The sequence below is a fragment of the Caulobacter sp. X genome (genome assembly GCF_002742635.1).
GTDB lineage: Bacteria > Pseudomonadota > Alphaproteobacteria > Caulobacterales > Caulobacteraceae > Caulobacter.
Window position 1 is genome coordinate 1093415 of record NZ_PEGF01000001.1, and the last position, 18089, is coordinate 1111503.

Sequence of the window (18089 nt, forward strand, 5' to 3'; positions counted from 1 at the left end):
CCGAACCTAAAGCGTGGGGCTCTATGTAGGACGTCAGGGGACCAGGCGCACCACGCCCTCGTCCGTGCCGACGAGCGCCTCGTCGGCCAGATCGAGGAACAGGCCGTGGTCGACCACGCCGGTCACGCTCTTCAGCGCGGTCGCCAGGGCGGCCGGCTCGTCGATGCGGCCCGAGGCCATGTCGTAGATCAGGTTGCCGCCGTCGGTGACGACGACGCCGCGCTCGGCCGTGCGCAGGCGCGGCGGCGGCAGGTCGAACTCGGCGGCGATGTCGGCCAAGCGATGGCCGGTGTGGACGTGGCCGAAGCGGACGACCTCGATCGGCAGCGGAAACTTGCCCAGCGCCGGCACGCGCTTGGCCGCGTCGGCGATGACCACGCAGCGGGTCGAGGCTTCCCAGACCAGCTTTTCGCGCAGCAGGGCCGCGCCGCCGCCTTTGATCAGCGACAGTCCGGGACCGATCTCGTCGGCGCCGTCCACGGTCAGGTCGATCGTCTTGACGTCGTCCAGCGCCACCAGCGGGATGCCCAACTCTCGCGCCAGGGCGGCGGTGGCGTCCGAGGTCGGCACGCCCTTGATGTCGCTCAGCTTGCGAGCGGCCAGCGCCTTGACGAACCAAGCGGCGGTCGAGCCGGTGCCCAAGCCCACCACCATGCCGTCTTCAACGAGTTGCGCGGCGGCCTCGCCCGAGGCGCGCTTCTGATCGTCGGCGCTGCTCATTTCGTCTTCGCGTCCTTCTTCTTGGCTTGCTTGAGGGCGCGAAACTTGGTCGCCCACCCCGCCTTGATCGTCTGTTCCGGACGCGCCAGGGCCAGCGCCCCATCCTCCACGTCCTTGGTGATCACCGAGCCCGAGCCGGTCATCGCCCCGTCGCCGACCCGCACGGGCGCGACCAGGGCGCTGTTGGAGCCGATGAAGGCGCCATTGCCGACATGGGTCTCGAACTTCTCGAAGCCGTCGTAATTGCAGAAGATCGTGCCGGCGCCGATGTTGGCCTTCTCGCCGATCGAACCATCGCCCAGATAGCTCAGGTGATTGGCCTTGGCGCCCTTGCCGACCTTGACCTTCTTGACCTCGACGAAGTTGCCGATGTGGGCCTCGGGGCCGATCTCGGCGCCGGGCCGCAGTCGGGCGTAGGGGCCGATCAGGGCGCCTTCGCCCACGTGAGCGCCTTCCAGGTGGCTGAAAGCCTTGATCACCGCGCCGCTCTCGACGCTGACACCCGAACCGAAGACCACGAACTGCTCGACCACCGCGCCGCCGGCGATCTTCGTGTCCCAGGACAGGTGGACGGTGTCGGGCGCGGGCATGGTGACGCCCTCGACCATCAGGGCGTTGCGGCGCGTCTTCTGCCAGACGGCCTCGGCGGCGGCGAGCTCGGCCTGGGAGTTGACGCCCTGCACGGACGGCTCGGGCGCGAAGGCGGCGCGGGTGACGAGCTTGCGGTCGTGCGCCAGGCCGACAACGTCGGTCAGGTAGTACTCGCCCTTGGCGTTGTCGTTGCGGACGTTGGCCAGCAGGTCGAACAGGACGGCGCGGTCGGCGGCCAGGACGCCGGAATTGCAGTGCTTGACCTGCTTTGTCGCGAGATCGGCTTCCTTCTCCTCGACGATGCGCAGCAGCACGTGGCCCGGCGCCAGGATCAGGCGGCCATAGCCGGTCGGGTTGTGGGCCTCGAAGCCCAGCACCGCCACATGGGCGCCGCCGGTGATCAGGTCGAACAGCGGCGCAATCACGCCGGCGGTGGTCAGCGGGCAGTCGGCGTAGGTGACGACCACGTCGCCGTTGAAGTCCGCCAGGGCGTCCTTCGCGGCCAGCACGGCGTGGCCGGTGCCCAGCGGCGGATCCTGAATGACGGTGGCGTTGGGGCCGAGCCGCTTGCGGGCGGCTTCGCCGACCTGCGGGCTGTGTGCGCCGACCACGACGATGATCCGCTCGCAGCCCAGACCCTCGGCCGCGTCGATGGCGTGGTCCAGCAGGGTCCGGCCGGCCAGCTTGTGCAGCACCTTGGGCGTAGGGGACTTCATCCGCGTGCCCTGGCCGGCGGCCAGGATCACGGCGGCGCGCGGGCGGACAGGCTTTACGGCGGGGTCAGTCATGGCTCTCGCGACTCCCTAGAGGCGAACCAAAGTTGCATTAGCCGCGCAATTGGCGGAAAGGCCAGACCCATGCACGCGCTTCATGACCTGAACGGGGCGACCATCGCCTTCGATCTCGACGGCACGCTGGTCGACACCGCGCCCGACCTGGTGGGCTCGCTGAACGCCATCCTGGCCGAGGAATCCCTGCCCGCACTGCCCTTCGACGAGGTCAGGCTGATGGTCGGTCGCGGCGCCCGGGCCCTGCTGGAGCGCGGCTTCGCCGCCGCCGGCGCGCCACTCGACACAGAGCACGCGCCGGCCCTCGTCCAGCGCTTCATCGACCTCTATCTGACCCGCATCGCCGATGAGAGCGCGCCCTTCCCAGGCGTGGTCGAGACCCTGACCGATCTGAAAGCCGCCGGCGCGCGGCTCGTGGTCTGCACCAACAAGCTGACCCACCTGTCGGTCGCCCTGCTGGACGCCACGGGCCTGACGCCCTTCTTCGACGCGGTGGTCGGCGCCGACAGCGCCCCGGCCGCCAAGCCCGACGGCCGCCACGTCGCCGCCGCCGTGGCCGCGGTCGGCGGCGAGGTCGCCCGCGCGGTGATGGTCGGCGACAGCATCAACGACGCCCTCGGCGCCCGGAACGCGGGGGTGCCCAGCGTGCTGGTGTCGTTCGGCTACACCGAGGATCCGGTCGAAACGCTGGGCGGCGATCTGGTCGTCCACAGCTTTTTGGACGTGCCGAACGCCTGCCTGACGCTTTTGGCCTCTTGCCCCGCGCCGAACACCGGGCTATAGGCCCCCTCCTCTCGCGGATCGGTCCGTTTCGGACCCCTCCACACGGCGGATGCGTAGCTCAGCGGGAGAGCACCTCGTTCACACCGAGGGGGTCACAGGTTCAATCCCTGTCGCATCCACCATTCCCCTTCATTCAGACCTATCGGCTCGCGCGTTCGGCGGTTTCGCCGCGCGTCCGGTCATCCGATCGCATCGACAGCCCGTATCTCCCGCTCAAGCGCCAGCCGCGCGCTTGGTCCGAGGGAGCGGGAGAAAGATGTCGCACGCGCAAGAGATCGGCCAGGCGCGATCCCAGGCGAAGCTGATGACATGGCTTGGAGGCCTGGGCCTGATCCCGTTCCTCGCGCCGCCCGTTCTGCGGATCGACTGGTTCGAGCCCGTTCTCAGCTGGAGCAGCCTGCAGGTCGTCTACGCCGCCGCCATTCTGTCCTTCCTGGGCGGCGTGCGGGCGGCGCAGGCGGTGTTCAGCGAGGACTGCCGCTCGGACACCCTGATCCTGGCGATGGCCCCGCCCCTGGTCGGCTGGGCGCTCGCCGCCGTCGGCGTCATGGGTCAGACCGAACCAAAGCTGGCGGCCGACGCCCTGCTCGGCATGGCCGCCGCCTTGGCCGCGCAAGGCGTCTGGGACGTCACCTCCAAATCCCTTCCCGAGTGGTACCGGCAGCTTCGCCTGCCGCTGACCGCCATGGCCTGCGTCGGCCTGGTGATCGGCGCGGCGGTGGCGGGCGGCTGAGATGGCGCTCGATCAAGAGCCAGACCAACGCATCGCGGTCGTGGTCGGCGCTGGCGGCGGCTTGGGCCGCGCCTTCGTCGAGGAACTTCGCGGCGAGCCAGGCTGGGCCAAGGTTGTGGGCGTCGGTCGGCGGCGACCTACGGATTGGCCGGACGATCCTCGCCTGCCCTTCCTGGTCGCCGACCTGCTGGACGAGCAGGCCCTGGCCGAACTGGCTAGCGCGCTCGCCAAGCTCGGCGCGCCCGGCCTGATCCTGATCGCCACGGGCCTGCTGCACGAACCCGGCCTCACCCCCGAAAAGGCGATGAAGGCGGTGACGGCCGCCAGCCTCTCGCGCCTGTTCGAGGTCAACGCCGTGCTGCCGGCCCTGATCTGCAAGCACCTGACGCCGCTGCTGCCGCGCCATGAGCGCGCGGTGATCGCGGCGCTCTCGGCCCGCGTCGGCAGTATCGGTGACAACCGCCTGGGCGGCTGGCACGCCTATCGCGCCAGCAAGGCGGCGCTGAACATGCTGATCCGTTGCCAAGCGATCGAGCTGTCGCGCGAGCGGCCGCTAGCGATCTGCGCCGCCCTGCATCCGGGGACCGTGGACACGCCGCTAAGCACCCCGTTCGCGCGCGGCGCTCGATCGATCGCGACGCCGCGCGAGGCCGCCGCCAAGCTTCTCAAGGTCGTCCATCGTCTGGAGGCGGCCGACAGCGGCGGCTTCTTCGACTACGACGGCGCGGCCGTTCCCTGGTGAGCTGACAGCTCCGTAGCCGCCCGCGCTGCGCGCGCCCCGCGCGATCTGCTACCGCTGCCTCAATCATCAAGGAGCGGACCATGCGGGTCGCGATGTTCTCGGCCAAGGCCTACGACCGGCGGTTCTTCGACGCCGCCAACGGCGCGTTCGGCCATCGCATCGACTACTTCGAGGCCCGCCTGGACGCCTCCTCGGCGCCGCTGGCGGTGGGCTATCCGGCGGTCTGCGTCTTCGTCAACGACCGCCTCGACGCGGCGACGCTGGAGGCCTTGGCGACCGGTGGAACCCGGACCGTGGCGCTGCGATGCGCCGGCTTCAACAATGTCGACCTGGCGGCCGCCCAGCGACTGGGAGTCACCGTCGTCCGCGTGCCGGCCTATTCGCCCGAGGCGGTCGCCGAGTTCACCTTGGGTTTGCTGCTGGCGCTGGATCGCAACATCCCGCGCGCCTACGCCCGGGTCCGCGAGAACAACTTCGCGCTCGACGGCCTGATCGGCCGCAACCTGGCCGGACGCACGGCGGGCGTCGTCGGCACGGGCCGTATCGGGGCGCTGGTGGCGCGGATGCTGCGCCTGGGTTTCGGCTGCGAGGTGCTTGCCAGCGATGTCGTCCAAGATCCGGCGCTGGTGGCCGTCGGCGTCCGCTATGTCCCGGTCAAGACGCTGCTGCGCGAGGCCGAGCTGATATCGCTGCATTGTCCGCTGACGCCGGAGACGCGGCACCTGATCGACGACGCCGCCATCGCGGCGGCCAAGCCCGGCGTGCTGATCATCAACACCAGCCGGGGCGCTCTGATCGACACCACCGCCCTGATCGCGGGCCTGAAGTCACGGCAGGTGGGCGGCGTCGCGCTGGATGTCTATGAACAGGAGGCGGACCTCTTCTTCGAGGACCTCTCGAACGAGATCATCCAGGACGACCTGTTCCAGCGCCTGCTGACCTTCCCGAACGTGCTGGTGACCGGGCACCAAGCCTTCCTCACCGAGGAGGCGCTGACCGCGATCGCCGAAACGACGCTGGGCAATCTGGCGGATGTCGAAGCCGGACGGCCGTCGGCGCACGCGGTGTCCGCGGACGCCGTCCGGCCGTCTCACTGAGGGTGTCCTAGCCTGCCTTGGCTTGCAGCGAGGCGCGCAGGCGGGCGGCGACGTCGCCCAGGGTGATCGCGTTCAGGGCGTCATTGACCTCGAGGCGACCGGTGTGATGGCTCTCGTGCAGCACGCGACCGGTGAAGTCGGTGATGGCGGTGATGTGCTGAGCCAGCATGTCGACCATGTGCAGCTCATGCATCACGGCCAGCCGATGCTCGGCCGGCACGACCTCGAGAATCTTGCCCAGCGCCACGTCCAGATGCCCGCACGCCACGGCCGCGATCGACATCTCCGTCGAGATCGCTTCCAGCACCGTCTCAACTTCCACCGGCGCCAAAGTCTCAGACATCCCATACCCCCTGTTTTGAAGGCCGCAAAACAGCACACGCTCGCCGCGAGGGGCAAGACCTGGACATGTGCGGCCAATGATCGCGCCAAAGCGAGGTCATTGGCCGTCAACAACGTCAGATCGAAACAAGATGCAACCGTTGATCGCAACCTGAAACGGGTTCACCTAGACTTAGGTTGGGGATAGCCGAGGTCCTCAGGCCGCTTGCCGCAGACCCCAGGGGTGAGCGGGATAGAACTGGCTCATCATTCGGCCGACATAGGCCACCAGCCGCGGATAGCTTTCCGCCTCGCGCCGCAGCGGCGAGTCGAAGAACGGCGTCAGGATCGCGGCCAGCATGGCGAAGGCGATGGCGTCGACGCCGACGGGGTGCGTATCGCGCATCAGGTAGGTCTTGTCCTCGAGCAACTCGTCCAGCGATCGCAGCGACAGACTGCCCAGCCAAGCCACCTCCTCGCGGAGGTGACGCCCAACGCCGACGGCCCGCACATTTGTCGTCACCGCCTCGAGCAGTCCCTTACGGAGGCCCTCCCGCAGATGCTCGGGCGCCTGGTCGAACCAGCGCGCCGGCCCTTTGGCGAAGTTGGCGGGCTCCAGGAAACGGAAATAACCGGAGACCCAGCCCAACTGGTTCTCGATCATCCGCTCGATCGCCCAGGCCTGGGCGCGCTCCTTGGCGGTCAGGCCGATGTCCAGGTCGACGTTGTACTTCTGCTCGATGTGGGCCCGGATGAAGGTCGAATCGCCGATCGCCTGGGCGGCGTCCTCGATCCACGGCAGCTGTCCCTTCGGCGCGGTCTCGCGGCTGCCGACGGTCTTGCGATAGTCGAGGCCGGCCATCATCAGCTGGACCTCGGTCTTGGTGACATAGGGGCTGATCTCGGGCAGCCCGAACCCGGCTCCGGCGGCGAACAGCGTGATCATGGTCCCTCTCCGATCTCGAATGTCGTGATGACCACTTGCTACCGCCACCCTACTGCCAGCATGCTGTCAGTAGCGATCGCCGATATGTGAGCCATGAGACGCGCCGAACGCCTTTTCCAGATCATCCAGATCCTGCGCCGCAGCCGTGCGCCGGTGACGGCCGACGCCATCGCCGCCGAGCTGGAGACCTCCAAGCGCAGCGTCTACCGCGATATCGCCGCCCTGGTCGGCCAGCGCGCGCCAATCCGCGGAGAGGCGGGCGTCGGCTATGTGCTGGAGGCCGGCTTCGACATGCCGCCGCTGATGCTGACGCCCGACGAGATCGAGGCGGCGGTGCTGGGGGCGCAGTGGGTGGCTGGCCGCGGCGATCCTGTCCTGGCCAAGGCGGCCAAGGACCTGATCAGCAAGATCGCCTCGGCCGTGCCCGATCGCCTGCGCCCTTATGTGCTGGAGCCCGCGACCGGGGCCGCGCCGGCCTGGAAGCCGCAGACTGATCGCATCGACGTCGCCCAGGTCCGCGCCTGGATTCACGCTGGGCGTAAGATTCGCCTCGACTACAGCGACGAGGCCGGCGCGATCAGCAACCGGGTGATATGGCCGGTCACGGTCGGCTATCGCGAGACCATCCGCATGATCATCGCCTGGTGCGAGCTGCGCGAGGCCTTCCGCACCTTCCGCACCGACCGCGTCGTCGGCGCCGAGTTCCTGGACGAGCGCCATGGCAAGCGGCCGGCGGTGCTGCGGGCCGAGTGGATCAAGTTCCGCGACGCCGAGATCGCCGCCTGGAACCTCCGGCAAAAAGAGGCTTGCTGCCCCTAGATCCCGTGTCGCTTGGCGAAAGCCTCGAACAGGCTGGGCCAGGCCGAGACCGGCTTGTCCGAAGTGAAGCGCAGGCCAAAGCCGTGGCCGCCCTCCTCGAAGACGTGCAGCTCGGCCGGAACGGCCTTGGCCTTCAGCGCCGTGAACATGGTCAGGGAATTGGCGACCGGCACGGTCTTGTCGTCGGCGGCGTGCAGCAGGAACACCGGCGAAAGCCCTTCGCGCACCTGCTTGTCCGGCGACAGCACCGTCTCACGATCGGGCGAACCGTCGCGGGTCAGCAGCTGCTTGCGCGAGCCGCCGTGAGCGATCGACAGATCCAGGCTGATCACCGGATAGATCAGGGCCGACAGGCTCGGCTTGGCCGATAGCTGGTCGGCGGCGTCGATCGGGTCATAGGTCGGCGCGTCGAACCGCACCGTCAGATTGGCCGCCAGGTGCCCGCCGGCCGAGAAGCCCATGATCGCCACGCGGTCCGGAGAAAAGCCCATGGCCGAGGCCTTAGACCGCACCAGGCGGATGGCGCGCTGGGCGTCCTGCAGCGGCGCGTCGCCGCCCGCCGCCCAGCCGTCGCCGGGCATCCGGTAGAAGAGAACAAAGCAGGTGTAGCCGCTGTCGTTCAGCCGCCGGGCGGTCTCGTAGCCTTCCTTGTCCAGCACCACCCGCTCGTAGCCGCCGCCCGGGATCAGCATCACCGCCGCGCCGTTCGGCTTCTTGGGGCGGAAGACCGCCAGGGTCGGCTTGCGCGTGTGCGTCAGGGCGCGGTCGCGCGGACCGCCGGCGGTGGTGCGATCGATGATCTGCTCCTCGACCGTCACGCCCTCCCCGCCCGGCGCGCTGTTCGGCCAGAGGGTGATGATCTCGGTGGGGTCGGCCAGAGCTGATTTTGGATGGGCTGACTTGGACTGCTCCACGGCCGCCTCCGCCTTTCGCGCCGCCAGGGATCCCAGGACGCCAGTGACAAAGGCCGCAAGGGCGCCGCGACGGTTCAGCATGGGATCGAAGCCTTCTGACGGGATGTTGTGGACGGACCCTAAAGCGGCTTCCGCCGATTTGGAAACCGGTTTCCGCGCTGGCCTACCCTTTGGCGAACCGCAGGTGGTGCAGCACGATCCCGCTTGTGGTGGCGACGTTCAGCGAGTCGAAGCCGTTGGCCATCGGGATGCCGACGGTCCGGGCGCGCGCCATGACCTGCGGCGACAGGCCTGGCCCCTCAGCGCCCAGCAGGACGGCGGTGCGCGGCGCCGGCTTCAGGCGGGCCAGGATCTCGGACGCCGAAGGGCTGAGCGCCAGGGCCTCGAAGCCTGTCCGCGCCAAGAGGTCGGCGATGTCTTCGCCGCGTTCGAGGCGCGCGGTCGGGACCGATAGCGCCGCGCCGACCGAGACGCGGATCGCCTTGCGGTACAGCGGATCGCAGCAATCGGCGTCCAGGATGACGGCGTCCGCGCCGAAGGCGGCGGCGTTGCGATAGATGCCGCCGATGTTGTCGTGATTGGCGATGCCGCACAGCACCAGCACCATCGCCCGGGCGGGAAGGCCAGCCAGCAGGTCGGCGGCCGCGACCGGCTCGGGCTTGCGCCCGACGGCCAGCACGCCGCGATGCAGGTGGAAGCCGGCGATGGCGTCGAGCACCGCCTGGTCGGCGAGATGCACCGGAACATCCTCGGGCAAGCCCGCGAAGACATCCTCCAGCTTGTCTCGACGCTTGGGATCGATCAGCAGCGAAACCACGCGCTCGGGCGCGTCGCGCACGAACGCCCGCAACACCGTCTCGCCCTCGGCGATGAACAGGCCTTCGCGCCCGACCAGGTCGCGTTCCTTGATCGACCGGAATGGGGCTACGGCGGGATCGTCAGGATCGGTGACGACGCGGAACTGCGGCAAGGCGGCCTCGGCTGAGAGTTAACGCACCCCTCGTATCGGCAGGATCGCCAGACCGCCAGCCAGGGCCAGCGCCGCCGCCGTCAGAAAGAAGACCTGATAGTTCATCTGGGTGGGCCCCAGCGCCCACACGGCCAGGCCCGGCGCCAGCGCCTGGGGCAAGGTGTTGGCCAGGTTGATGACGCCCAGGTCCTTGCCCGCGTCGCGTTGCGAAGGCAGCACCTGGGTCACCAGGGCGATGTCGACGGCGTAGAAGCATCCCGCGCCGCAACCCAGCACAAGATAGGTCGCCAGCAGCAGCGGCCAGCTCGGCGACATCGAGAAGACCGCCATGGTCCCGGCGATCGTCAGCGCGGCGCCGAAGGCGAACAGCTTGCGCCGTCGCAGCCGGTCGGACAGCACCCCGCCCAGCATGGCGAAGGCGACGTTGGAGACGGTGGACACCGTCGTCAGGATCGCCAGCCCCTCCTCCGCGCGATGGCCGGGGAACAGCCTCGGGTAGTCCAGCACGTCCTGCAGGAAATAGAGCATGTAGTTCTGGGTCAGGCACAGGGCGACCAGCACCATGAACCGCCCGGCCCACGCAAAGGCGAAGTCCGGATGCTCGCGCGGATTCACCCAGAGGCCGGAGAGAAAGGCGCCGAGGCGAAAGGGCGGCACGCTGCTCTTGGGCTGCGGCGGGTCGCGCAGGCTGACCACAAGCGGCAGGAGCCCGATCAGCAGCGCCGCCGAAATCGCCGCATAGCGCTGGCCCTCCACGACCAGGAAGCCGCCGATCAAGATCGCGCCAGCCGCGGTCCCCAACGGGTTGCCCAGGCTCTGGAACGCCGCGACCAGGCCCTTCTGGCCGTCGGGAACGCGATCGGGCATCACCGCCACCAGCGCCGAGAAACAGAGGTTGAAGGTCAGCTGGAACAGGATCATGCCGCCGACCAGGGCCATCGGGGTCGTGGCGCGCATGATCGCCAGATAGGCCAGGGAAGCGCCAATGGCGCCGACCACGATCCAGGGCCGTCGCCGCCCGAAGCGCGAGGTGGTCCGGTCGCTGATCGCGCCCGCCAGCAGGTTGGCGATGCTGGCGACGATCGCGCCGTAGAAGGCGACCTGGCTCAAGACCACCGCCTTGCCCGCCGGATCGATCGCCTCGGCCTTCAGCGGCAACAGCACCTGCAGCAAGGGCTGGAACGACACGAACGCCCCGATCTGCGCCAGGGTGTAGGCCGCGATAAAACCCGCGCGCACCGGCTCCTTGGGCCGGGCCCGATCCTCTGGCCGCATATCATCTCCCCCCGAGCGACCGATCGGCTTCGGCCGCTCAGATTCTTGAACCGGACCCGGACAGGTCCGCGCGGTCTGCGCCGCGTCTGGCCGCACAGTGGCGGGGGCGGCCTTGCCGCACAAGAGCCGCTATGCTGTCGTCCAGTGGTTTCCATCCGGCATACCCAGGCACTACGGTGGGCGGATTGGCGTGAGTCTCTCGAGGGGGCGAGGCGAAGTATGGCTTCGGTGACGATCTACGACGTCGCCGCGCGGGCGGGCGTCTCGATCAAGACCGTCTCGCGGGTGATGAACAAGGAGCCGAACGTCCGGCCCGCCATGCGCGACCGCGTGCTGCAGGCCGCCGGCGAGCTGGGCTACAGCCCAAACCTTTCGGCACGCAGTCTGGCCGGCTCCCGCTCGTTCGTGATCGCCGTCTTCGTCGACGCCGCCCTGACCATCGATCACTGGCGCAGCGAGCGCGGCGCGGACTATCTGAGCCGCATCCAGCTGGGCGCGACGCTGGAATGCCGGGCGGCCGGCTATCACCTGCTGATCGAACTGATCGACCATGAAGGCCCGCAGGTCCGACAGGAGGTCGCGGCCCTGCTGGCCGCGTTGAAGCCCGACGGCGTGATCCTGACCCCGCCGTCGTCAGACAACGCGGTGGTGCTGGAACTGCTCGACAAGGCCGGCACGCCCTATGTGCGCGTCGGCCCCGAACGCGCCGAGGGGCTGGGCCCTCGCGTGCACATGGACGACGTCGCCGCCGCCCGCGAGATGACCGAGCATCTGATCGGCCTAGGCCACAAGCGGATTGGTTTCATCGTCGGCGAGCCGCGCTACGGCGCCAGCCAGGCGCGGCGCGAAGGCTACCTGGCGGCGATGAAGGCCCATGGCCTGCCGGTCTCGGAGGGCTTGGTGCGCCAGGGCGACTTCACCTTCCAGTCCGGCATGGACGAGGCCAAGGCGCTGCTGGCCCTGCCTGATCGGCCAACCGCGATCTTCGCCAGCAACGACGACATGGCGCTCGGTTGCGTCGCCGCCATCGCCGAGGCCGGATTGATGACGCCGGGCGACGTGTCGGTGGCCGGCTTCGACGACAGCCCCAGCGCCCGCTTCAGCCGCCCTCAGCTGACGACCGTGCGCCAGCCTGTGGCGGAGATGTCGTCGGTCGCCGCGAAACTGCTGATCGCCCAGGCCAAGACGAACGAGACCGCGGAGCGCCCGGAAGACATTCTGCTTCCGTTCGAGCTAATCCACCGCGCCTCGACAGCGCCGCCCCCGCGTTAAAGGGCTTTAGGGGCGAGCCTGGGCTGGAACCCGCTCAGCGCCCCGGTCGGGCGAAGGCCGCCACGCGCGCCTGAGCGGTGTGGACCGCGTTGTCGGCGAACGCGTCCCCGACGGCGACCTCGCCGCGCGGCCGGGCTGGCTCGCCGGCCAGGCGGAAGGCCCCCACATGCTCCGACAGGTCGGACGCCTCGCCCCTGAGGGCCTGTGTGGCCTGGGTGGATTGAGCCACCATGGCCGCATTGCGCTGGGTGACCTGATCCAGCTGGTTCACGGCCGCATTGACCTGACCCAGAGCCGAGGCCTGCTCGCTGGTGGACGCCGCGATCGCCGTGATCATCTCGCCGATGCCGCCGACCTTCTCGACAATGCCGCGCAGCGCTCCGCCGGTCCGGCCCACGAGCTCGACGCCCTCGCCCACCTGGCGGCTCGACTCGGTGATCAGCGACTTGATCTCCTTGGCGGCCTCGGCCGAGCGCTGAGCCAAGGCCCGAACCTCTTGCGCGACGACCGCGAAGCCCTTGCCGGCGTCACCCGCTCGCGCCGCCTCGACACCCGCGTTCAGGGCCAGGAGGTTGGTCTGGAAGGCGATCTCGTCGATCACGCCCAGGATCTGGTTCACCTGCTGCGACTGGGCCTCGATCTTGGTCATGGCCTCGGCGGCGCGGCTGACCACGTCCCCCGATCGCTTGGCCTCGGCGCTAGCCTCCTCGACGCGCAACGTCACTTCTTGGGCGTTCTGAGCCGTCTTGCCGACGGCGGTGGTCAGCTCCTCGACCGCTGCGGCGGTCTGCTCAAGGGTCGCGGCCTGCTGCTCGGTGCGTTGGGACAGGTCCTCGGCGCTGCGGGCGATCTGCTCGGCGCCCGAGAGGATGCCGCCCGCGGAGCGCTCGACCGCGTGCATGGCCGCGTCCAGCGCGCCCACCGCCTTCTCGAAGTCGGCTTTAAGGCTCTGGAACTCCGGCGAGAGGTCCCCATCGACGCGCGTCGACAGATCGCCCTCCGCCAGGCGGGCCAGCGCCACGCCCAAGGCCTTGACCGCTTCGGCCTGGCGACGCTGGCCAGCCTCGCGCTCGACCTCCAGCGTCCGGCGCTGCTCGTCCATGAAGGCGATGTAGCTCGAGATGGCCAGATCCATGTCCAGGAAGATCGCCTTGACCATGGCCGACAGGCCGTCGGCCAGCGCCTGGTCGGACTTGCCGGCGTTGAGCAGCCCCTTGGCCCGCTTGGAGATCACCGAGCGGATCAATTCCTCGGCGACCACGGCGTAGCCGCCGATGTACCAGCGCGGCTCGAGCTCGACGCGGACGTGGGCGCGGCCGATCCGCTCCACGTCGTTGACATAGCTGTCGCCGTAGTCCGCTCGGGCGATGCGACGCCAGTGCGTCGCCTGGGCGCGCTCGGCGGCGGCGATATGGGCCTCGTCGCGGAACTTGCCGCGGGTCTCGGGGAAGGCGCGGACCTGATCGTAGAACTGCCCGAGGGCGGCGTTGATCTCGGCGTCGATCAACGGCTGGATCGCCCGCAGCGCCGAGCAAGCGCGCTCGTCGAACCGCATGAAGGCCATCCGCTGGTCCAATTTCGCGTCCGAGCCCATGCCGCCAACTCCTAACTAAACACTGTTCTGTTGGCCCGTTGGTGACCCCAATGTCTTAACCGAAGTTAAATCAACAGCCTGAACATCACCCACTTTTCACGAGGCTGACGCCTCAACGTCACCTCGCGTCGAAACAAGCTGCGCTTTGACGCGTTTTGGACTTGTCAGGTCCATGGCCGGGCTTGGATATAGCGAGAGCTCACCCTCAAGGACCTCATGGCGCTTCCTGCGGACTTCACCTTGGCCGAACAGGATGGCCGCGCGACGGCGGTGCTGTCAGGGGACTGGACCGCACGCGGCCTGTTCGACGCCGGCATACGCCTGGCTAAAGCCCTGGAGGGCGCGGACCGGCCCGCCTTCGACCTGATGGGCGTCAACCGCTGCGACACGGCCGGCGCCTATGCGATCCTGCGTGCGGCCGGCGAGGATTTTAACCCCGAGGGCGTCAAGGCGCGCCACGGGATTCTCCGACTGCTGGAGCTAGTCTCGGCCGCCATCAAGGTCCAGACCGAGCCCGCCGTGCCGCCCGGGGGCTTCAAAGCCCTGCTCGAACGGATCGGACGCGGCGTCTTCGGCCTCTTCCACGACGCCTACAGCACCATGGCCTTCTTGGGCCACCTGCTCACCGCTCTGGGGCGCAGCCTGGTCAGGCCGAGCCGCATCCGGTGGACGCCGATCGTCGCCCTGTGCGAGCGCGCCGGTCTCGACGCCATGCCGATCGTGGCGACCACGACCTTCTTCATCGGGGCGGTGGTGGCCCTGCTGGGCGCCAACATGCTCACCGACTTCGGCGCCCAGGTCTATTCGGTGGAGCTGATCGGCATCTCGGTGATGCGCGAGTTCAACATCCTGATCACCGCGATCCTGCTGGCGGGCCGCTCGGCGTCCAGCTTCGCGGCCGAGATCGGCTCGATGAAGATGAACCAGGAGATCGACGCCATGCAGGTCATGGGGGTCGATCCGTACGAAGCGCTGGTGCTGCCCAGGTTCGCCGCCCTGCTGCTGACCATCCCGATCCTGACCTTCGTGGCCACCCTCGCGGGTCTCGCCGGCGGCATGCTGGTCGTCTGGATCGTGCTGGACCTGTCGCCGACCTTCTTCCTGCAGCGGATCGTCGACTATGTCGGCGCCACCCACTTCTGGATCGGCATGTCCAAGGCGCCGGTCATGGCCGCGGTGATCGCCGCCATCGGCTGCCGACAGGGCATGGAGGTCGGTCAGGATGTCGAGGCGCTGGGTCGACGCGTCACCGCTTCGGTGGTGCACGCCATCTTCGCCATCATCCTGATCGATGCGGTGTTCGCCCTGCTCTACATGGAGCTGGACATATGAGCGCGCCCGAGATCGAAGAGCCCGCCGTCGAAACGGCCGACAGCGAAAAGTATCCGATCGAGGTCCGCGGCCTCGTCTCCCGTTTTGGCGAACATGTCGTCCACGACGGCCTGGACCTGAAGGTCGAGCGCGGCGAGGTGCTGGGCGTGGTCGGCGGTTCAGGCACCGGCAAGTCGGTGCTGCTAAACACCATCATCGGCCTCAAGGCGCCCGACGGCGGCCATGTGCGGCTGTTCGGCGGCGACATGCGCACGGCTTCGCGCCGCCGCTGGTCGTCGATCGAGCGCCGCTGGGGGGTCCTGTTCCAACAGGGCGCCCTGTTCTCGAACCTGACCGTGCGCGAGAACGTGGCCGCGCCGCTGCACGAGCACACCCGCCTGCCCCGTCGCGAGATCGACGAGATCGCCGACCTGAAGATCGCCATGGTCGGCCTTCCCGCCCACGCCGCCCTGCTGAAGCCAGCCGAGCTCTCGGGCGGCATGCGCAAGCGCGCGGGCCTGGCCCGCGCCCTGGCGATGGATCCCGAGCTATTGTTCCTGGACGAGCCCACCGCCGGGCTTGACCCGATCAGCGCCGGGGCCTTCGACGAATTGATCAACGACCTTTCGGAAAGCCTGGATCTGACGGTGTTCATGATCACCCACGATCTGGACACCCTCTACGCCATCACCGATCGCGTGGCGGTTCTGGCCGACAAGAAGGTCGTCGCCGTGGCGCCGGTTCATGAGCTCGAGCGTTCGGATCATCCCTGGATCAAGAAATACTTCCTGGGTCCGCGAGGACGCGCCGCCGCGTCCGCCATGTCCCAGGCCGAGGCGAGGATCGACTGATGGAAAGAAACGCCAACTACGCGGTGGTCGGCGCGATCACGCTGGCCCTTTTCATGGGGCTGATCGTCTTCGCCGTCTGGCTGGCCAAGATCAGCTTCAATCGCGACTACGACCTGTATGACGTGCTGTTCGTCGGTCCCGTCCGCGGTCTCTCGCAAGGCGGGGAAGTCCACTTCAACGGCATCAAGGTCGGCGAGGTCACGCGCATCGAGCTGGACAAGAGCGACCCCAACCGGGTGATCGCGCGCATCCGCGTCACCTCGGACGTGCCGATCAAGGTCGACAGCTACGCCACGCTGGAGCCGCAGGGCATCACGGGCGTGAACTACATCCAGATCACCGCCGGCTCGCCGAACAAGGAGTTGCTGAAGGATACGGTGAAGGGCGGCCGCGTGCCCGTCCTGCGCAGCCAGCGCAGCACCCTCTCCGACCTGCTGGAAGGCGGCGGCACGGTGCTGACCCGCACGATCGAGGCGCTGGACCGCGTCAACCGCGTGCTCTCCGACAAGAACATCAAGACCTTCAGCGCCACGCTCAGCGACGTCCAGGCCGTCACGGCCGAGCTGCGCGAGCGCAAGGAGGTCATCGCCGACGCCCAGAAGGCGCTGCAGAGCATCGACCAGACGGCCCAGTCGATCACCCAGCTGGCCAATAGCGCCGACGGGGTCGTCAACGGCGACGCCAAGCGCACGCTGAAGGAGCTGGGCGACGCCGCCGCCGAGCTGCGCGCCGCCGCCAAGGACGCCCGCGGCATGGTCAGCAAGCTGGAAGGCCCGACCAGCGACTTCGCCAACACCGGCCTGCCTCAGCTGTCGGCGGCTATCGTCACCCTGCAATCGGCCGCCGAGTCCTTGGACCGTCTGGTCGGCGAGGTCGAGCAGAACCCTCGCGGCGCGCTCAGCAAGGCGCCTGCCAAGGAAGTGGAGGTCAAACCATGAGCCGCATCCGCAACTTCGCCCGCCTCACGGCGGTCGCGGCGCTCGCCATGGGCCTCTCGGCCTGCATCAGCGTCTTCCCCAAGACCAAGCCGGTGGGTCTCTATCGCTTTGGCGAGGCCGAGGTCAGCGCGCCCAAGGGACCGCCTGGGGCGATGTTCGGCGTGCTGAAGGCGCCGACGGTCTTCACCCGCGCCGCCGCCAGCGACCGGATCCTGACCAGCAGCCAAGGTCAGGTGGCCTATATCGCCGACGCGCGTTGGGTCTCGGCGGCCTCGGTGCTGTTCGAGGAGGCGGTGGCTCGCGCGTTCGAGAACGATCCCGGCCGCGCCCGCCTGATCGGCCGCGGCGAGGTGGCCAAGGTCGACCTCGTTCTGCGGCTGGAGGTGCGGACCTTCGAGGCCGACTACGTCAACGGCCCCAAGGCCGCGCCCGAAGTCGTGGTGCGCGTGCGCGGCGTCCTGAACCGCAACACCGACCGCGCGCTTGTCGGCGATCAGGTCTTCGAGGCGCGCGTGAAGGCGGCGGATAATCGCGTCTCGGCGATCGTGCCGGCCTATGACAAGGCCGTCGCCCAGGTGCTGGGCGAGATCGTCGCCTGGGCCAATGCGGCCGGACCGGGGATCGCGGGCTAAAGCGCGGCCAAGGGCTCGGTCACCGCGCCGTAGCCCGCCTCGGCCGGGATGCGGAGAACCTCCCCGTCCACCCACGGCTCGACCGTGACGAGTTCGCGCGCCGCCGCACGCCTGACGGCGTCCGCGGGATCGGCGCTCTCGGCCAGCAGTTGAAGGTTCATGCGCGTGGGGAAAATCACCTTGCGCGCCCCCGACGCGGCCAATTCAAGAGCCTTTCCAGGCGCGATCCACTCGGCGTCGACGGCCTCGTGGCCGTCACAGATCGCCTGCTGCGCCGCGGGCGCGTGGGCGACATAGAACCAGGTGTCGAACCGCTTGGGCATCAGCTTCGGCGTGATCCAGCGCGCGAAGACCGTCAGGGCGGAGAGATCCAGGCGCAGGCCCAGGTCCGCCACCACGTCCAGGAAGGGAACCTGATCCTCGGCCACCGCGGCGCGAACGTCCTTGGCCGCTTCGCCCGCATAGACCGCGCCGTCGCGGTCGCGCGCCAGCAGGACCCCGGCCTCCTCGTAGGCCTCCCGCAAGGCGGCGATCCGCAAGGCCGCGTCGTCGGCCTCCACCGCGTCAAATCCCAGTGCGTGATCGCGCCAGCGAGGGTCGCTGTCGCCCGCGTGGCTCTTGCCGCCGGGAAAGACCAAGGCGCCGGCGGCGAAGTCTATCTGGTGGTGGCGCTTGACCATCAGCACTTCGAAATCCGGAGCGTCTCGAAGCAGCAGTATGGTCGCGGCCGGGCGGATTGCGCCCTGCGAAGAGTCGGACATGCCGATAGTCTGGCGCCGCTGAAGCGCCGCC

19 protein-coding genes and 1 tRNA gene are annotated in these 18089 nt (G+C 68.8%); 11 read left to right on the forward strand and 9 right to left on the reverse strand.

The window, feature by feature from the left end:
• Positions 1 to 33 precede the first annotated feature (33 nt).
• Together rpiA and glmU are read right to left on the reverse strand one after the other, a co-directional pair.
• Complete coding sequence (rpiA, locus tag CSW60_RS05025; RefSeq protein ID WP_099536205.1) at positions 34 to 720, reverse strand: ribose-5-phosphate isomerase RpiA; 687 nt, start codon at positions 718 to 720, stop codon at positions 34 to 36.
• The gene (gene glmU, locus CSW60_RS05030; RefSeq protein ID WP_099536206.1) at positions 717 to 2099 is read right to left on the reverse strand and encodes a bifunctional UDP-N-acetylglucosamine diphosphorylase/glucosamine-1-phosphate N-acetyltransferase GlmU; all 1383 of its coding nucleotides are present in this window, start codon (positions 2097 to 2099) and stop codon (positions 717 to 719) included. The genes rpiA and glmU overlap by 4 nt, the downstream gene beginning before the upstream one ends.
• Positions 2100 to 2168: 69 nt before the next feature.
• Here glmU and CSW60_RS05035 point away from each other — a divergent pair, with 69 nt between their 5' ends.
• The 5 genes from CSW60_RS05035 to CSW60_RS05055 all read left to right on the forward strand — a co-directional run bounded on the left by CSW60_RS05035 (position 2169) and on the right by CSW60_RS05055 (position 5454).
• On the forward strand, positions 2169 to 2882 hold the full coding sequence (locus tag CSW60_RS05035; protein ID WP_099536207.1) for an HAD-IA family hydrolase: 714 nt from the start codon (positions 2169 to 2171) through the stop codon (positions 2880 to 2882).
• Positions 2883 to 2929: 47 nt separating this feature from the next.
• A tRNA-Val gene (locus CSW60_RS05040) sits at positions 2930 to 3004 on the forward strand.
• Between the two features lie 182 nt (positions 3005 to 3186).
• Positions 3187 to 3615: a DUF3429 domain-containing protein gene (locus tag CSW60_RS05045; RefSeq protein ID WP_161495624.1), complete on the forward strand. Its 429-nt coding sequence runs from the start codon at positions 3187 to 3189 to the stop codon at positions 3613 to 3615.
• 1 nt (position 3616) lies between these two features.
• On the forward strand, positions 3617 to 4357 hold the full coding sequence (locus CSW60_RS05050) for an SDR family NAD(P)-dependent oxidoreductase (RefSeq protein WP_099536209.1): 741 nt from the start codon (positions 3617 to 3619) through the stop codon (positions 4355 to 4357).
• An 80-nt stretch (positions 4358 to 4437) separates the two neighbouring features.
• Positions 4438 to 5454 (forward strand): 2-hydroxyacid dehydrogenase, encoded by a 1017-nt coding sequence (locus CSW60_RS05055; protein ID WP_099536210.1) that lies wholly within the window; start codon positions 4438 to 4440, stop codon positions 5452 to 5454.
• A 7-nt stretch (positions 5455 to 5461) separates the two neighbouring features.
• Here the strand turns inward: CSW60_RS05055 and CSW60_RS05060 are convergent, their stop codons facing one another.
• The gene (locus CSW60_RS05060) at positions 5462 to 5797 is read right to left on the reverse strand and encodes a hypothetical protein (RefSeq protein WP_099536211.1); all 336 of its coding nucleotides are present in this window, start codon (positions 5795 to 5797) and stop codon (positions 5462 to 5464) included.
• A 195-nt stretch (positions 5798 to 5992) separates the two neighbouring features.
• Positions 5993 to 6721, reverse strand: a complete 729-nt coding sequence (locus tag CSW60_RS05065) for a glutathione S-transferase family protein (RefSeq protein WP_099536212.1) — start codon at positions 6719 to 6721, stop codon at positions 5993 to 5995.
• Between the two features lie 93 nt (positions 6722 to 6814).
• Here CSW60_RS05065 and CSW60_RS05070 point away from each other — a divergent pair, with 93 nt between their 5' ends.
• Positions 6815 to 7540: a YafY family protein gene (locus CSW60_RS05070; protein WP_099536213.1), complete on the forward strand. Its 726-nt coding sequence runs from the start codon at positions 6815 to 6817 to the stop codon at positions 7538 to 7540.
• On the opposite strand, the gene CSW60_RS05075 is transcribed toward CSW60_RS05070, so the two are convergent.
• From CSW60_RS05075 to CSW60_RS05085, 3 genes are all read right to left on the reverse strand, one after another.
• On the reverse strand, positions 7537 to 8535 hold the full coding sequence (locus CSW60_RS05075; RefSeq protein WP_099536214.1) for an alpha/beta hydrolase: 999 nt from the start codon (positions 8533 to 8535) through the stop codon (positions 7537 to 7539). The genes CSW60_RS05070 and CSW60_RS05075 overlap by 4 nt on opposite strands.
• An 82-nt stretch (positions 8536 to 8617) precedes the next feature.
• Positions 8618 to 9424 (reverse strand): RNA methyltransferase, encoded by an 807-nt coding sequence (locus CSW60_RS05080; RefSeq protein ID WP_099536215.1) that lies wholly within the window; start codon positions 9422 to 9424, stop codon positions 8618 to 8620.
• An 18-nt stretch (positions 9425 to 9442) separates the two neighbouring features.
• Positions 9443 to 10699 (reverse strand): MFS transporter, encoded by a 1257-nt coding sequence (locus CSW60_RS05085; RefSeq protein WP_099536216.1) that lies wholly within the window; start codon positions 10697 to 10699, stop codon positions 9443 to 9445.
• Between the two features lie 219 nt (positions 10700 to 10918).
• Between CSW60_RS05085 and CSW60_RS05090 the strand changes: the two genes are divergently transcribed.
• Positions 10919 to 11971: a LacI family DNA-binding transcriptional regulator gene (locus CSW60_RS05090; RefSeq protein WP_099536217.1), complete on the forward strand. Its 1053-nt coding sequence runs from the start codon at positions 10919 to 10921 to the stop codon at positions 11969 to 11971.
• Between the two features lie 34 nt (positions 11972 to 12005).
• Here the strand turns inward: CSW60_RS05090 and CSW60_RS05095 are convergent, their stop codons facing one another.
• Positions 12006 to 13565, reverse strand: coding sequence for a globin-coupled sensor protein (locus CSW60_RS05095; RefSeq protein WP_099536218.1), 1560 nt, complete (start codon positions 13563 to 13565; stop codon positions 12006 to 12008).
• A 216-nt stretch (positions 13566 to 13781) separates the two neighbouring features.
• Here CSW60_RS05095 and CSW60_RS05100 point away from each other — a divergent pair, with 216 nt between their 5' ends.
• From CSW60_RS05100 to CSW60_RS05115, 4 genes are read left to right on the forward strand one after another with little or no spacing between them, the layout of a single operon-like run.
• Positions 13782 to 14897, forward strand: a complete 1116-nt coding sequence (locus CSW60_RS05100; RefSeq protein WP_099536219.1) for an ABC transporter permease — start codon at positions 13782 to 13784, stop codon at positions 14895 to 14897.
• Complete coding sequence (locus CSW60_RS05105; RefSeq protein ID WP_099536220.1) at positions 14894 to 15727, forward strand: ABC transporter ATP-binding protein; 834 nt, start codon at positions 14894 to 14896, stop codon at positions 15725 to 15727. The genes CSW60_RS05100 and CSW60_RS05105 overlap by 4 nt, the downstream gene beginning before the upstream one ends.
• A complete protein-coding gene (locus CSW60_RS05110) occupies positions 15727 to 16665 on the forward strand; it encodes an MlaD family protein (protein ID WP_099536221.1) in 939 nt (312 codons plus the stop codon). The genes CSW60_RS05105 and CSW60_RS05110 overlap by 1 nt, the downstream gene beginning before the upstream one ends.
• Positions 16662 to 17297: an ABC-type transport auxiliary lipoprotein family protein gene (locus CSW60_RS05115; protein ID WP_099536222.1), complete on the forward strand. Its 636-nt coding sequence runs from the start codon at positions 16662 to 16664 to the stop codon at positions 17295 to 17297. Before CSW60_RS05110 ends, CSW60_RS05115 begins: the two co-directional genes overlap by 4 nt.
• Here the strand turns inward: CSW60_RS05115 and CSW60_RS05120 are convergent.
• Complete coding sequence (locus CSW60_RS05120) at positions 17294 to 18058, reverse strand: NUDIX domain-containing protein (protein ID WP_099536223.1); 765 nt, start codon at positions 18056 to 18058, stop codon at positions 17294 to 17296. The two genes, CSW60_RS05115 and CSW60_RS05120, sit on opposite strands and share 4 nt — an antisense overlap.
• Positions 18059 to 18089: the final 31 nt, after the last annotated feature.

Bases quoted from the DNA above. Each gene is read 5' to 3' on its own strand.
- CSW60_RS05115 (WP_099536222.1), top strand. From the start codon at position 16,662: ATGAGCCGCATCCGCAACTTCGCCCGCCTCACGGCGGTCGCGGCGCTC.
- CSW60_RS05095 (WP_099536218.1), bottom strand. From the start codon at position 13,565: ATGGGCTCGGACGCGAAATTGGACCAGCGGATGGCCTTCATGCGGTTC.
- CSW60_RS05090 (WP_099536217.1), top strand. From the start codon at position 10,919: ATGGCTTCGGTGACGATCTACGACGTCGCCGCGCGGGCGGGCGTCTCG.
- CSW60_RS05075 (WP_099536214.1), bottom strand. From the start codon at position 8,535: ATGCTGAACCGTCGCGGCGCCCTTGCGGCCTTTGTCACTGGCGTCCTG.
- glmU (WP_099536206.1), bottom strand. From the start codon at position 2,099: ATGACTGACCCCGCCGTAAAGCCTGTCCGCCCGCGCGCCGCCGTGATC.
- CSW60_RS05070 (WP_099536213.1), top strand. From the start codon at position 6,815: ATGAGACGCGCCGAACGCCTTTTCCAGATCATCCAGATCCTGCGCCGC.
- CSW60_RS05105 (WP_099536220.1), top strand. From the start codon at position 14,894: ATGAGCGCGCCCGAGATCGAAGAGCCCGCCGTCGAAACGGCCGACAGC.
- CSW60_RS05045 (WP_161495624.1), top strand. From the start codon at position 3,187: ATGACATGGCTTGGAGGCCTGGGCCTGATCCCGTTCCTCGCGCCGCCC.
- CSW60_RS05100 (WP_099536219.1), top strand. From the start codon at position 13,782: ATGGCGCTTCCTGCGGACTTCACCTTGGCCGAACAGGATGGCCGCGCG.
- CSW60_RS05120 (WP_099536223.1), bottom strand. From the start codon at position 18,058: ATGTCCGACTCTTCGCAGGGCGCAATCCGCCCGGCCGCGACCATACTG.
- CSW60_RS05085 (WP_099536216.1), bottom strand. From the start codon at position 10,699: ATGCGGCCAGAGGATCGGGCCCGGCCCAAGGAGCCGGTGCGCGCGGGT.
- CSW60_RS05035 (WP_099536207.1), top strand. From the start codon at position 2,169: ATGCACGCGCTTCATGACCTGAACGGGGCGACCATCGCCTTCGATCTC.
- CSW60_RS05110 (WP_099536221.1), top strand. From the start codon at position 15,727: ATGGAAAGAAACGCCAACTACGCGGTGGTCGGCGCGATCACGCTGGCC.
- CSW60_RS05065 (WP_099536212.1), bottom strand. From the start codon at position 6,721: ATGATCACGCTGTTCGCCGCCGGAGCCGGGTTCGGGCTGCCCGAGATC.
- CSW60_RS05055 (WP_099536210.1), top strand. From the start codon at position 4,438: ATGCGGGTCGCGATGTTCTCGGCCAAGGCCTACGACCGGCGGTTCTTC.
- CSW60_RS05060 (WP_099536211.1), bottom strand. From the start codon at position 5,797: ATGTCTGAGACTTTGGCGCCGGTGGAAGTTGAGACGGTGCTGGAAGCG.
- CSW60_RS05050 (WP_099536209.1), top strand. From the start codon at position 3,617: ATGGCGCTCGATCAAGAGCCAGACCAACGCATCGCGGTCGTGGTCGGC.
- rpiA (WP_099536205.1), bottom strand. From the start codon at position 720: ATGAGCAGCGCCGACGATCAGAAGCGCGCCTCGGGCGAGGCCGCCGCG.